The following is a 14,235-nucleotide window of genomic DNA, read 5'->3' as shown; positions in this document are numbered from 1 at the left end:
ATGTCTTTAAACAATATTTCTGAAAACGCTGAAAATCTTCATAAAAGTGCTCAAGAATATATTGAGCATAATTACGATTACTACAGACTTAGCGCTTTTAAAAAGATAACTAAAGGAACTACTTCAATGATTATGTTTATAATCATTGGAGCTGTTCTTTTTGGAGCTATGTTATTACTAACATTTGCAATAGCCTTATTTATAGGAGCTTGGTTAGATAATTTAGGGCTCGGATTTTTAATTCTTGGAGCATTCTATATTATAATTGCCCTCATAATTTATTATGGCTTCAGAAAAACAATCGAGAGAAAAGTATTGGTAAAAGCTTCGAAAGATTTTTTTGATGGCGATTAATATTATATAAATGAGCCTTGAAGAATTAGACCTAGCTATGAGGCATTAAAACAATAAAAGTAAACATATGAAAGTTTATACTTCATTTGAAGAAATAGATAAAGACCTAAAAGTATTACGGTTACAAAAAGATATTTCCAAGGAAGAGATAAAGCTGAATTTTGAAGGCTTAAAAGAAGACCTTGGATTTCTAAATGTAGTTGGTAGAACTGCAGGATTTATCTTAAAAAGAGCCCTAGCCTTAAAAGTTGTAAAAAAAATATTTGGCTAAAAAATAACTTCCATGCATAGAAAATGTAGTCACTGGAAGAAAAAAGCGTTGTTGGAATTGAATTCCAACAACGCTTTTTATATTTTAATAGACTCTTGTAAACTCTGCTTTAATTCTTCCTGTTTTTAAGCTGAAAAAATTTTGTTGTAAACAAGACTGCAAACCCAACCCATATAAGTCTGTATAACCAAATATTAATTTCTTGACCAATAAAAGTAGGCGATTCCATTTCACCAAAAAAACTGTAAGCAATATTTCCAATAGCTAAAATGCTTAAAAAAATGTAAATTATTTTATTGAACATCATGCTTTAGTCTACTTATTATTCTTTCTATCTTGCTCCTCTCGCTGGCGTTTCATAGCTTCTCCAATTTGATTACTTGCAGTAAACGAGGCTACCATATTGTTTAGCATATCACTCCCCGCTTGTGGAGAATTTGGAAGTAAAATTAAATTACTATTAGTTTCTTCACCTATAGATTGAAGCGTATCATAATGTTGAGTAACCACAATTAAAGCAGAAGCTTCTTGAGAGTTAATTCCAACTTTATTTAAAACTTCAACAGACTCTTCAAGACCACGTGCTATTTCTCTTCGTTGATCTGCAATACCTTGTCCTTGTAGCCTTTTGCTTTCAGCCTCAGCCTTCGCTTTTTCAACAATAAGTATTCTAGCGGCATCTCCTTCAAACTGAGCAGCAATTTTCTCGCGCTCTGACGCATTAATTCGGTTCATAGCTGCTTTTACTTGCGCATCAGGATCAATGTCCGTTACAAGCGTTTTAATAATGTCATAACCATAATCTAGCATAGCATCTTGTAATTCTTCTTTTACAGCAATAGCAATATCGTCTTTCTTAACAAAAACATCATCTAATTTCATCTTAGGAACTTCTGCGCGTACTACATCAAAAACATAAGATGTTATTTGTTCGTGCGGATATTCTAATTGATAAAACGCTTCATAAATTTTATTTTTCAGCACTAAAAACTGAACTGATATTTTTAGCTTTACAAAAACATCATCCAAAGTTTTGGTTTCTACAATAACATCTAACTGCTGAATTTTTAAACTTAAACGCCCAGCAATTTTATCTACTAATGGAATTTTTAAATGAAGTCCGGAGTTTCGAATGCTATGAAATTTACCAAAACGCTCAATGGTTACGGCTGTTTGTTGTTTTACAACGAAAAAGGAACTAAAAAGAATAATAATTCCGAAGAAAAAAATAGGTATTAGAAAAATCATAATTATAAATATTTGTAAATGATTGACGTTGGTAAATTACGAATAATTAAAGAATTGTAAATAAAATATTAGAAAATAATTGATATCTAATAAAGGATACACATTAATGAAAAAACAAACCCCGAAGTTGTTATACAACTTCGGGGTTTAGTATGGTTAAAAAAGAAGTAATTATCCTAAAACTTCAACAGCTTTTTGGAGTCGGTTTACGGTTTCTTCTTTTCCAATAAGTTCTATAATATCAAAAACATGAGGTCCTTTCATTTCTCCAACCAAGGCTAAACGTAAGGGTGGCATTACTTGTCCGAAGCCAAGTTCTTTGTCGGAAATCCATTGTTTTACTACTGCCTCTATATTTTTAGAAGAAAATTCGCCTATTTCATTAATCACAGGAACAAGTTCATTTATATACTCATTAGTATTTTCTTTCCATTGCTTTTTACTAGCTTTAGCGTCATAAGTAGATGGAGCAGTAAAGAAAAAGCTACTCAGTTCCCAAAATTCAGAAACAAAACTAGCACGCTCTTTTATAAGTGAAACTACTTTTTCTACATAATCCACTTCCACATTAATTCCTTGAGCTACCAGCATTGGCATATAACGTGCAGCCAATTCCTTATCTTCTTTTTGTTGAAGATATTGGTGATTATACCATTTGGTTTTATCAGGATCAAAACGAGCTCCAGCTTTATGTACTTTTTCTAATTCGAAGGCATTTATTAATTCATCTAAATTAAAAATCTCTTGTTCAGTCCCTGGATTCCATCCTAAAAACGCTAAGAAATTAATCACTGCATCATTAAAATATCCATCTTCTTTGTATCCACGTGAAACATCTCCTGTTGTAGGATCTTTCCATTCTAAAGGAAAAACAGGGAATCCTAATTTATCACCATCCCGTTTACTTAATTTTCCTTTTCCTGTTGGTTTTAAAATAAGTGGTAAATGTGCAAATTCAGGAGCTTGCCATTCAAAAGCACGATAAAGCAGCACATGTAATGCCATTGAAGGAAGCCATTCTTCACCACGAATAACATGGGTAATTTCCATTAAATGGTCGTCTACAATATTTGCTAAATGATAGGTTGGCATTCCATCGCTTTTAAACAACACCTTATCATCTAAAATATTAGTGTCAATTTCAATAGCTCCGCGGATAATATCTTTTAAATGAAGTTTTTCATCTTGAGGAGATTTAAAACGAATAACATAATCTTCTCCAGCATTTATCTTTTTCTGAACTTCATCAGTAGAAAGCGATAAAGAATTTTTTAATTTTAAACGATTGTGCCAATTATAAATAAAGGTTTTCCCTTTTTCTTCATGGTCTTTGCGGTGCTCATCTAATTCCTCGGCTGTATCAAAAGCATAATATGCCCAACCATTATTAATTAATGTATCAGCATAGTTTTTGTATAAATCCTTACGTTCACTTTGACGAAAAGGACCGTATTTTTTTTGTATTTCTTCGGAAGAACTGGGTCCTTGATCATAAGGAATATTCAACCATTTTAAAGCAGCTACAATATATTCTTCAGCACCTTCTACATATCTATTTTGGTCGGTATCTTCAATACGTAAAAGAAAATCTCCTCCATGTTTTTTTGCAAATAAATAGTTAAATAAAGCAGTTCTAACTCCACCAATATGTAGTGGACCTGTTGGACTAGGCGCAAAACGCACACGTACTTTTGTACTCATCATTTAAATTTTTGGCAAAGATACTTTATTTGGATTGAGTTACGAAGTTATGGATAGGAAGTTAAAAAGGAAAATAGCTAAAAGAACAATTTTGGTATAAATTTTATGTGTAATCAAAAAATGAATTGATTACACGCTACTTAAAAGAAGTTAATAAAATAAATATAGCCAGCTTATTTAGCAATTCTATGATAGATTTTAAGAACAACTTGAAACACAAAAAATGCAATAAACCCTACAACCAAACCAGCAAGAAAATCTTTTAACATACTTGGCATCCATGGAAATAGATGATGCATAAATTCAATATGATTAAAAATTCCTCCCGCAACCAACAACAAAGCAATAGTTCCAATAACACTCAAAGCCTGAATAACTTTAGGTAAGGCATTTACTAATAACTGACCAATTTTATGCAAAAAACTTTTCTCACTTTTACTTTTAGCAATTAGTTTATAGCCTGCTTCATCCATTCTTACAATGAGCGCTACAATTCCGTAAACTCCTACAGTTGCAATAAGCGCAATAATACTAACTACAATAATTTGATTCCATATTTCTTGACCAACAACGGTTCCGAGCGCTATAATTACAATTTCCACAGAAAGAATAAAATCGGTTATAATGGCCGATTTAATACGTTCTTTTTCGATTGCTAAAATTTCTTCTTTTGTTTGCACTTCTTTTAATTCTTCAGCTTTAGAATTATGGTGTGGTACAAAAAAATGATATATTTTTTCGGCACCCTCAAAGGCTAAGTATATCCCTCCTATTATTAAAATAATATTAATAGCCCATGGTAAAAAAGCACTTAAAAGAAAAGCAACCGGGAGAATAATCAATTTATTAATTAAAGATCCTTTAGAAATTGCCCATAATACAGGAATTTCTCTAGATGAAGCAAAACCAGAGGCTTTTTCGGCATTAACAGCTAAATCGTCTCCTAAAATTCCAGCTGTTTTTTTTGCAGCTACTTTGCTCATTGCAGCTACATCATCCATAAGCGTAGCAATATCGTCTAGAATTGCAAAAATCCCTGAAGCCATATTTTGTATAATTAAAATTCTGTATAAAAATAGCAGAATATTTATATGAAAACCAAACATGTACAGCGATTTAATATAAAAACGTGAGTTCGATATAAATCTAAATATAGAATAGGATTAACTATTTTCTTTTCAATTACTTAAACCTAATTTCATTTTTGTCTTGATACAAAAACGAAACAAAAAAGTCAAAACTGATTTAAAAAGTATTGAAAATCTACAGAAACAGCTTCAAAGAAAAATTAAAATCAGTTAAAATAACCCTATTTTCTAACTCGTTTAAAATTCATAATTTACATTAAAATATTAGAAGTTGCTTTTGTTAATTTCGACTAACATAAAAAATACTTGAATATCCCAATTGTAACGAATGAATGCACTAGAGAACATAAAACAAAAATTAGAAGGTTTTTTACGTAAATATTATGTGAATGAACTGATAAAAGGGACTTTTTTGTTTATTGGAATTGGATTATTATATTTTATATTAACGGTTTTATTAGAATATTTTATTTGGTTTGGTACTGCTGGTCGTCTTATTTTATTTTGGCTTTTTATAACTATAGAAACCATATTATTTCTAAAATTTATTGTGAGTCCGTTATTATATCTTTTCAAAATTAGAAAAGGGATCGATTATAAAACAGCTTCTTCAATTATTGGAAATCATTTTCCAGAGGTTAACGACAAGCTTTTAAATGTTTTACAACTTTCGGAAAATGCGGAAAAATCCGATTTACTCCTTGCTAGTATTGAACAGAAAAGTGGAACTCTTACTCCCATTCCCTTTCAAACTGCAATAAACTATAAAGCAAATTTAAAATATGTATGGTATGCATTAGCTCCAATATTTTTTATACTGATTGTTATAATTATTGGAAAAAGCAACTTGTTTACAGAGAGTTATAAAAGAGTTATAGATTATAAAACGGCATATACACCTCCAGCTCCTTTTCAGTTTTTTATTTTAAATGATTCTTTACAAGCTATTGAAGGACAGAGTTATACATTAAAAGTAAATACTGCAGGAAAATATATCCCTGAGAATGTACAGATTAACGTTGATGGAAATTTATTTTTTATGCAACAAAAAACAATAGGAACATTTGAGTATGAATTTTCTCAACCTAAAAAAGACATTAAATTTAATCTTACGGCAAATAATGTTTCATCTCATCAATATAGTTTAGAGGTAATTTCAACGCCTTCATTAGTTTCTTTTGAAATGCTATTAGAATATCCAAAGTATACAGGAAAAAAATCTGAAATCTTAAAAAGCACTGGAAATGCAACAATTCCCGAAGGAACAGCTATAAAATGGCTGCTTAAAACTACCAAAACAGATGCAGTTTCGTTACAACTTAAAGACACTGTTCTTAATTTCAACAAAAATGAAAATCAGTTTGAATTATCTAAAAATATATATTCAAATCTTAATTATACCATTTCTACCAGTAATAAGAATTTAAAGAATTATGAAAACTTAGGCTATTCAATTTCTGTTATAAAAGATCAATACCCAGAGATTAAAGTAGAAGAAAAAGTAGATAGTTTACATAATGAAAAAAGAATTTATATAGGTCAGATTTCAGATGATTATGGCTTACAAAAATTAAATCTAGTCTATTATCCACAAGGAACAGATAGTATAAATAAGCTAGCAATACCTACTAAAAATGGAAGTTACGACAGATTTGCATACATATTTCCAGAAAATTTAAATTTAAATGCCGGAACTACCTACAAGTTTTATTTTGAAGTAATAGATAATGACGCAATTAATGGTGGAAAGAAAGCTAAAAGTAATGTTTATGGATATCGAAAGCTTACAAATTCAGAATTAAAAAACCAACAGTTAAAAAAGCAACAAGAGAATATCCAGGAAATGGAGAATTCTTTAAACCAAATAGAATCTCAAGAAAAACAATTAGATAAAATTAGCGAAACAAATAAACAAAAAAACCAACTGAACTATAATGATAAAAAGAAAATAGCTAATTATTTAGAAAGACAACAGCAGCAAGATCAAATGATGAAGAGATACCATGAGGAACTACAACAAAATTTAGAAGAATTTCAAAAGGGAAATAAAGAAAAATCTGAACTGAATAAATTATTGCAAGAACGCTTAGAGCGACAGCAAAAAGAGATGGAAAAAAATGAAAAGCTGATGGAACAATTGAAGGAAATTTCTCATAAAATTAATAAAGAAGAGTTGTCTAAGCGATTGGAACAAATGGCTAAGCAGCAGAAAAAAGATAGCAGAAATTTAGAACAGTTATTAGAACTAACCAAAAGGTATTATACTACTGCTAAAGCTGAGAAAATTAAAAAAGATTTAGAAGATCTTGCTAAGAAACAACGTGATTTATCTAATGAAACAGAAGAAGAAAATAGTGTTGATAAACAAGAACAATTAAATACTGATTTTGAAAATATTCAGGAAGAAATAAAGGATTTAAAAGAGCAAAATGAAAAGCTTGAGAAACCCATGGAGCTTGGAACAGATACAAAAAAAGAGGAAGAAATTAAAGCTACACAAAAAGAAGCAACAGAAAAATTAGAAGAAAAATCTACTGATAATTCTGAAGACAATAAATCTGAAAATCAAGCTAAGCAAAAACAACAAAAGGCAGCCAAGAAAATTGAGGAACTGGCAAAACAAATGGGAAGTATGATGCAAGCAGGGAGTGAGGAAGGAATGATTGAAGATATGGAATCATTGCGTCAAATTTTAGATAATCTATTAGTGTTTTCTTTTGATCAGGAAGAGATTATGAAACGTATTCAAAACTACAATGAACAAAATTCAAACCTATCGGTATATTTAAGAAAGCAAAATGAATTACGTACCCTCTTTGAACATGTAGATGATAGTTTATTTGCCCTGTCTTTGAGGCAACCAAAAATATCAGAAAAAATAAATGAAAACATTGAGAGCATCTATTATAACATTGATAGAACATTAGAGCAATTTGCCGAAAATCAATATTATCAAGGAATTTCTCATCAGCAATATACCTTAACTGCAACAAACGAATTAGCAGATTTTTTAAGTGATGTTTTGAATAATATGCAACAAAGTATGGCTTCTGGTCAATCTGGAGGTAGTGGTAAAAGTTTTCAATTACCAGATATTATTCAGTCGCAAGAAGAATTAAATAAACAAATGCAGCAAGGCTTGGAAAAGGGAAAAGAAGGACAAAAACCTTCTGAGGGAAATGAAGGAGAAGAACAAAATGGAGATAAAAAAGGAATGAAAAAAGGAGAAGGTTTAGGAAATGAAAAGATGTCTGGAGAAGTTTTTGAAATTTATAAGCAGCAACAAGAATTAAGAAATGAATTAGAAAAACAACTAGAAAATATAAACGGTGCTGGTGAGAAACAACATGCTAAAAAATTAGCAAACGAAATGGAGCAGATAGAAAACAATTTGTTAGAAAAAGGTTTTAATGAAGCTACTCAACAAAAAATGTTACAATTACAGCATCAATTATTAAAGTTGGAAGATGCTACATTAAAACAAGGACAAAAAGAAGAAAGGGAAAGTAATACAAATACTAAGGAATTTGAAAATTCTTCTACAAATAATTTACCTGAAATACAACAATATTTTAATGAAGTTGAAATATTAAATAGACAAGCCTTACCTTTGCGGCAAAATTACAAGCAAAAAGTAAACGCTTATTTTAGAAAGGATGATTAGTTTTAATTACGAGACCGAATTTAAGATTGAAAACGAGAAAAGTTTTGAGGATTGGATACTTAAAACTATCAAATCTGAAGGCAAAGAATTAGGTGAAATAAACTATATATTTTGTGATGATGAATACTTGCATAAAATTAATGTTGACTATTTGAATCACGATACGCTGACAGATATTATCAGTTTTGATTATTCGGATGCGCATACAATAGCTGGAGATATTTTTATTTCTGTTGAAAGGGTTAAAGAAAATGCCGACGAATATAGCGTAAGTTTTGACACAGAATTAAAAAGGGTTATGGCACATGGTATTCTTCATTACTGTGGATATAAAGACAAAACCGAAGAAGATACAAAAATAATGCGTACAAAAGAAGAGGAAAAAATAGCATTATTTAAATAGACTACAAGAACAAACACTGAAATAGCGGGGGCTAACAAAGCTGTTTCACGTGGAACGAATAAAAACCTCTTAGCAAATAAAGAGGAGTTCAAAATAACAATTTAGACGGAAGCGTCAATAAACCAACCCCATACGTGGGATTAATTTAGAAATTCATTTTTATGTTTGATAAAGAATATGATGTTATAGTTGTAGGTGGTGGACATGCAGGTTCTGAAGCAGCAGCTTCTGCGGCAAATATGGGTTCTTCTACCCTACTTATTACAATGAATTTACAAAACATTGCACAAATGTCTTGCAACCCAGCTATGGGAGGAATTGCAAAAGGACAAATAGTTAGAGAGATAGATGCAATGGGAGGTTATTCTGGAATTGTAAGTGATAAAACTGCCATACAATTTAAAATGCTCAATAAATCTAAAGGGCCAGCAATGTGGTCTCCAAGAGTTCAAAGTGATAGAATGCGTTTTGCAGAAGAATGGAGATTAATGCTGGAAAGAACCAAAAATTTAGATTTCTATCAGGAAATGGTTGCTGGTTTAATTATAGAAAACGGAAAAATTAAAGGCGTACGAACTTCTCTAGGAATAGAAGTTAAATGTAAATCTGTTGTGCTAACTAATGGTACTTTTTTAAATGGATTAATTCATATTGGTGAAAAACAATTTGGAGGAGGACGTGCAGGTGAAAGAGCAGCAACTGGAATTACAGAAGATTTAATTAATTGCGGTTTTGAAGCTGGAAGAATGAAAACAGGAACACCACCTAGAGTGGATGGAAGATCGTTAGATTTTAGTAAAATGACGGTACAACCTGGAGATGAAAAACCTGAAAAATTTTCTTATTCTGATGAGACAAAACCTTTGACACATCAACGAGATTGTCATATGTCTTATACGAGTAATGAAGTTCATGATTTATTAAGAGAAGGTTTTGATAGATCTCCAATGTTTAACGGAAGAATTAAAAGTATTGGACCACGTTATTGTCCATCAATAGAAGATAAAATAAATCGTTTTGCAGATAAAGACAGGCATCAACTTTTTGTAGAGCCAGAAGGGTGGGATACGGTTGAATATTATATAAACGGATTTTCAACTTCCCTACCAGAGGATGTACAATTTAAAGCATTGAGATCTGTTGCTGGATTTGAAAATGTAAAGTTTTTTAGACCCGGCTATGCGATAGAATACGATTACTTCCCTCCTACGCAATTGAAACATACTTTAGAAACCAAATTGGTTGAAGGTTTATATTTTGCAGGACAAATAAATGGAACTACTGGATATGAAGAAGCAGCTTCTCAAGGATTAATGGCAGGAATAAATGCAAGTTTAAAAGTACAAGAAAGAGACCCATTTATACTAAATAGAGATGAGGCTTATATTGGAGTTTTAATAGATGATTTAATAACAAAGGGTACTGAAGAGCCATACAGAATGTTTACTTCTAGAGCAGAATACAGAACTTTATTAAGACAGGATAATGCAGATTTACGTTTAACTCCTAGAAGTTTTGAAATAGGTTTAGCTTCTGAAAAGCAACTGAGACGTATGGAAGAAAAGGAAAAATTATCTGAAGGTTTTGTAAATTTCTTTAAAGAAACGAGTGTAAAACCAGAAGTAATAAATCCTATTCTGGAAGAAGTAGCATCTTCCCCGATGAAGCAATCTGATAAAATGTTTAAGATATTTGCGAGACCAAATGTTACTTTAGATTTGATGAGAAAGGTTGAAGATGTTGACACTTATATTAAAGAAAACAATTTAGATCAAGAAGTGTTAGATCAAACCGAAATACAAGTTAAATACTCAGGTTATATTGAAAAGGAAAAAAATAATGCAAGTAAATTAAATAGACTTGAAGACATAAAAATTCCAGAAAATTTTGATTATAGTAAGCTAAAATCTTTATCATTTGAGGCTAAAGAAAAGCTAAAGAAAATTAAGCCAAGAACTTTATCTCAAGCATCAAGAATAAGTGGAGTTTCTCCAAGCGACATAAGTGTGATGTTAGTTTATATGGGGAGATAATTTTAAATCTGAAAATATATTTACAAAAGGGTTCCACGTGGAACCCTTTTTATTTGATTAATATTTATACCTTAATTATTACTCTAAATCAATAAATAGTATCTTGCACATGTTTAATTTATATGAGCAATTCCTTGGAAAATAAAATTCATCTAAGAGCAAAAGATAGCTTAGTTTCAAATGAAGAATTTGAAATTATAGCAACTAAAATTGAAGGACTATTAAAAACATCCCCTACTCCTTCTGAAGATAAAATTGGAAATTATTACCAAAGTGAAAATTATATTTCACATACAGATTCTACAAAAACTTTTATTGATAAACTATATCAAATAATAAAATCATACTCATTAAAAAGGAAAAATAAATTATTCAAAAAATACAATCCAACAGCTAAAACATTATTAGATATTGGAAGCGGAACAGGTGATTTAATTTTTTATTGCAATAAATATTTTGATTGCTATGGTACAGAACCTAATAAAAATGCAAGAGAATTATCATTAAAAAAAGGCAATAAAGTAGTTGAAAAAATAGAAGAATTACCAGTAAAAAAATTTGATATTATTTCCATGTGGCATGTATTAGAACATGTACATGACTTGGAAATACAATTAAAAAAAATACATGAAATGCTAAATGAAAATGGAATTGCCATAATTGCAGTTCCAAACTATAAATCTTATGATGCGGAACATTATAAAGAGGCATGGGCTGCTTATGATGTACCAAGACATATATGGCATTTTAATAAACATTCAATGAAAACAATATTAAAAGAGAATAATTTATTTGTAGTAAAAATCTTACCTTTAATTTTTGATTCTTTTTATGTAAGTATGCTTTCAGAAAAAATAAAAACAGGCAATACAAATTTTATAAAAGCGCTTAGAATTGGTTTAGAATCAAATGTGAAGGCAAAATCCACTGGTGAATATTCTTCTCTTATATATATAGCCAAAAAACAGTAAAAAAATTATTTTAAGCGTTTTCATGCCTGTTTAGAATACTAACTAATATAATTACATTAAAATAATATAATTATGGCTTAAAACGACTTATAAGAAGCCATTTTTAATAAGATATAACTATTATAAAACAAAAAAATATAAGTAATTACTATTTATTAATATCAGAACAGAAAAAAGGGGAAAATCCATTTACTTTCCTATTTTTGTTCGGAACAAATTTTTAGACCAAAAAATGAAAAAAATTATTTTAATCGCAGTTGTTGCTTTAGCAACAATATCATGTCAACAAAATAAAATAGCTTTTGTAGATAATACAAAATTGATAAATGAGTATCAGGAGAAAATTGACATCGAAGCTAAATACAAAACCAAAATTGAATCTTTTGATAAAAGAGCAGATAGTATAGGTAAAGTTTTTCAAGCAGAAGTTCAAGCTTTCCAAACAGAAGCAGAGAAATTAGCTCAAAGTGTTGCCCAAGAAAAATACAATGCACTTATGCAAAAAAGACAAACTATGGGACAGCAACTTCAAATGGAAGAGCAAAAACTTTCCCAAGAGAGTCAGCAAGAAATTGATAGCTTAATCAAAAAAGTAAGATCTTTTGTAAAAGACTATAGTAAAGAAAAAGGATACACCTTTGTTTTAGGTTCTAATGATGCAGGAAGTGTATTATACGGAGAAGAATCTAAAGATATTACCAATGATGTTTTAAAAGCTATCAACGACGATTATAAGTCAGAATAATTGTAGTTAAACAATATTTGGCACAACAAAAAGTTAAGACGCTTCTAAGAAGCGTCTTTTTTTGTATCTTCAATTGAGCTATCAATAAAATTAAATTCTTGAAGAAGAAGTATATAAAAATAATCTTCCTAGTTGTTACTGTCTTGGCAACCCTCATTATAGTAGCCAATTTACTGATTACAAATTTTATTGAAAAGAGAATAGCTCAAAACAATTCTGATTATTCATTTGAAATAACAGATGTGAATACTAACATCTTAACAAGAACTGTAACTTTAAAAAATGTTATAATTCATTCAAAATCGAAAGATTCAGCATCTATTAAAAAAGTAGAAATTTCTGGAATATCAATTAATAATCTTTTCAGCAAAAATAATTTTGAAATAGAAAAAATATATGTTGAAAATGGTGACGGGTATTTTAGTAAGAAAAATTCAGCTAAAAAAAATAATGAACAGAAGAACTTCAAAATAAAGATTAACGAAATTGAAGTAAAAAATACCAATCTAAGTTATAATACAGCAGTAGAAAAAGAACCTATAAAAGTGGAAAATATAGGCGTAATTTTAAATGAAGTGATTATAAATACAAACCATAATCTTAAACAAGTTTTTAAATATGAAAAAATCCTATTAACTGCAGAGAATATAGAACTACCAATAAACAATCATTTAAATTTCAAGATAGGCAAAATAAAGGCAGATAAACAGTATATAAAAGCTAGCAACGTAGGTATAAAGACGCTATATTCAAAAAAGGAACTACAAAAGCATGTAACAGTACAAACAGACTGGATTAACCTAGATATTGATTCCATCTTAATAGATAAATACCAACATAATACATATAGAGATAGTGCTTTATATGAGGCTAATAATTTAAAAATATATAAAGGAAATATAGAAATATATAAGAATAAATTACTCCCAGAACCTACAAAATACAAACCTTTATATAGTAAAGCACTTAGAAATTTACCATTTAAACTAAATATTGAGCATTTAGAAATTATAAACAGTAGGATAAAATATGCTGAAAGAGTAAAAAATTACGAGGAGCCTGGAAATATAGTATTTACAGAAGTGAATAGTACCATTGAAAATATAAATTCCATGGAAGGAAATGGTGAAACAAAAATCGAAATAAATTCCAAATTTATGGATAATGCAGATTTTAAATTATTATGGAATTTTAATATTAATAACAAAGCTGACTTCTTTACACTACATGGAAATATGAAAAATTTAAGTGCACATCAGATAAATGATTTTGTGGAGCCAAACATGAATGTAGAAACAAGCGGGGAAATAAAAAGCATTGTTTTTAATGTAAATGCAAATGAAAATGTTGCAAATGGATCCTTTGAATTAAAATATGATGATTTTAAAATAACTATTAAAAAGAAAAACAAAAATGTAGTTAATAAATTCTTTACAAACGTTGCTAATCTTTTTATGAAGAATGATAAAAATGATAATAAAAAAGTAGAAATAAAAGTAGAAAGAGATAAGCAAAAATCGTTTTTTAATTATTTCTGGTTATGTGTACGTGAAGGAACATTACAAACTGTATTGTAATAAATTTAATAGTAATCTACGAGTAAATATATAAGACCTCTACACTACTCCCCATCTGTAAGACAGTTTAAATATATATCTAATTATTTATGATGCTATTCTTTTTGTATTATAAATTTGATCAGGTGGTACTTTTCCTATTTCAGTATGCCTTCTTTTGGTGTTATAGAATTCAATATA

Annotated in this window: 11 protein-coding genes; 8 read left to right on the top strand and 3 right to left on the bottom strand. The window is 29.5% G+C overall.

Features of this window, described 5'->3' with window-relative positions:
• Positions 1-354, top strand: coding sequence for a phage holin family protein (locus AC13CQ_RS06550; RefSeq protein ID WP_008611506.1), 354 nt, complete (start codon positions 1-3; stop codon positions 352-354).
• A 67-nt stretch (positions 355-421) separates the two neighbouring features.
• The gene (locus AC13CQ_RS06545; protein WP_008611505.1) at positions 422-625 is read left to right on the top strand and encodes a DUF6327 family protein; all 204 of its coding nucleotides are present in this window, start codon (positions 422-424) and stop codon (positions 623-625) included.
• Positions 626-940: 315 nt separating this feature from the next.
• Here the strand turns inward: AC13CQ_RS06545 and AC13CQ_RS06540 are convergent, their stop codons facing one another.
• From AC13CQ_RS06540 to AC13CQ_RS06530, 3 genes are all read right to left on the bottom strand, one after another.
• Positions 941-1,873, bottom strand: coding sequence for an SPFH domain-containing protein (locus tag AC13CQ_RS06540; RefSeq protein ID WP_474506883.1), 933 nt, complete (start codon positions 1,871-1,873; stop codon positions 941-943).
• 171 nt (positions 1,874-2,044) lie between these two features.
• On the bottom strand, positions 2,045-3,574 hold the full coding sequence (gltX, locus tag AC13CQ_RS06535; RefSeq protein WP_474506884.1) for a glutamate--tRNA ligase: 1,530 nt from the start codon (positions 3,572-3,574) through the stop codon (positions 2,045-2,047).
• 173 nt (positions 3,575-3,747) lie between these two features.
• Positions 3,748-4,620, bottom strand: coding sequence for a DUF808 domain-containing protein (locus AC13CQ_RS06530; protein ID WP_008611501.1), 873 nt, complete (start codon positions 4,618-4,620; stop codon positions 3,748-3,750).
• A gap of 370 nt (positions 4,621-4,990) precedes the next feature.
• Here AC13CQ_RS06530 and AC13CQ_RS06525 point away from each other — a divergent pair, with 370 nt between their 5' ends.
• From AC13CQ_RS06525 to AC13CQ_RS06500, 6 genes are all read left to right on the top strand, one after another.
• Positions 4,991-8,326 (top strand): hypothetical protein, encoded by a 3,336-nt coding sequence (locus tag AC13CQ_RS06525; protein WP_474507704.1) that lies wholly within the window; start codon positions 4,991-4,993, stop codon positions 8,324-8,326.
• On the top strand, positions 8,319-8,729 hold the full coding sequence (ybeY, locus tag AC13CQ_RS06520; protein WP_474506886.1) for an rRNA maturation RNase YbeY: 411 nt from the start codon (positions 8,319-8,321) through the stop codon (positions 8,727-8,729). Before AC13CQ_RS06525 ends, ybeY begins: the two co-directional genes overlap by 8 nt.
• 161 nt (positions 8,730-8,890) lie before the next feature.
• Positions 8,891-10,762 carry a tRNA uridine-5-carboxymethylaminomethyl(34) synthesis enzyme MnmG gene (mnmG, locus tag AC13CQ_RS06515; RefSeq protein ID WP_008611498.1) on the top strand — a complete coding sequence of 624 codons (1,872 nt, stop codon included), beginning with the start codon at positions 8,891-8,893 and terminating at the stop codon, positions 10,760-10,762.
• Positions 10,763-10,896: 134 nt separating this feature from the next.
• Positions 10,897-11,733 carry a class I SAM-dependent methyltransferase gene (locus AC13CQ_RS06510; protein ID WP_474506887.1) on the top strand — a complete coding sequence of 279 codons (837 nt, stop codon included), beginning with the start codon at positions 10,897-10,899 and terminating at the stop codon, positions 11,731-11,733.
• A 232-nt stretch (positions 11,734-11,965) separates the two neighbouring features.
• A complete protein-coding gene (locus AC13CQ_RS06505; protein WP_008611496.1) occupies positions 11,966-12,478 on the top strand; it encodes an OmpH/Skp family outer membrane protein in 513 nt (170 codons plus the stop codon).
• Positions 12,479-12,576: 98 nt separating this feature from the next.
• The gene (locus tag AC13CQ_RS06500) at positions 12,577-14,055 is read left to right on the top strand and encodes a hypothetical protein (RefSeq protein ID WP_474506889.1); all 1,479 of its coding nucleotides are present in this window, start codon (positions 12,577-12,579) and stop codon (positions 14,053-14,055) included.
• Positions 14,056-14,235 lie beyond the last annotated feature (180 nt).

The organism is Galbibacter sp. L-19 (assembly GCF_056857615.1).
This window is presented reverse-complemented; position numbering and strand designations above follow the sequence as displayed.

Bases quoted from the DNA above. Each gene is read 5' to 3' on its own strand.
- AC13CQ_RS06505 (WP_008611496.1), top strand. From the start codon at position 11,966: ATGAAAAAAATTATTTTAATCGCAGTTGTTGCTTTAGCAACAATATCA.
- AC13CQ_RS06545 (WP_008611505.1), top strand. From the start codon at position 422: ATGAAAGTTTATACTTCATTTGAAGAAATAGATAAAGACCTAAAAGTA.
- AC13CQ_RS06525 (WP_474507704.1), top strand. From the start codon at position 4,991: ATGAATGCACTAGAGAACATAAAACAAAAATTAGAAGGTTTTTTACGT.
- AC13CQ_RS06550 (WP_008611506.1), top strand. From the start codon at position 1: ATGTCTTTAAACAATATTTCTGAAAACGCTGAAAATCTTCATAAAAGT.
- ybeY (WP_474506886.1), top strand. From the start codon at position 8,319: ATGATTAGTTTTAATTACGAGACCGAATTTAAGATTGAAAACGAGAAA.
- gltX (WP_474506884.1), bottom strand. From the start codon at position 3,574: ATGAGTACAAAAGTACGTGTGCGTTTTGCGCCTAGTCCAACAGGTCCA.
- AC13CQ_RS06540 (WP_474506883.1), bottom strand. From the start codon at position 1,873: ATGATTTTTCTAATACCTATTTTTTTCTTCGGAATTATTATTCTTTTT.
- AC13CQ_RS06530 (WP_008611501.1), bottom strand. From the start codon at position 4,620: ATGGCTTCAGGGATTTTTGCAATTCTAGACGATATTGCTACGCTTATG.
- mnmG (WP_008611498.1), top strand. From the start codon at position 8,891: ATGTTTGATAAAGAATATGATGTTATAGTTGTAGGTGGTGGACATGCA.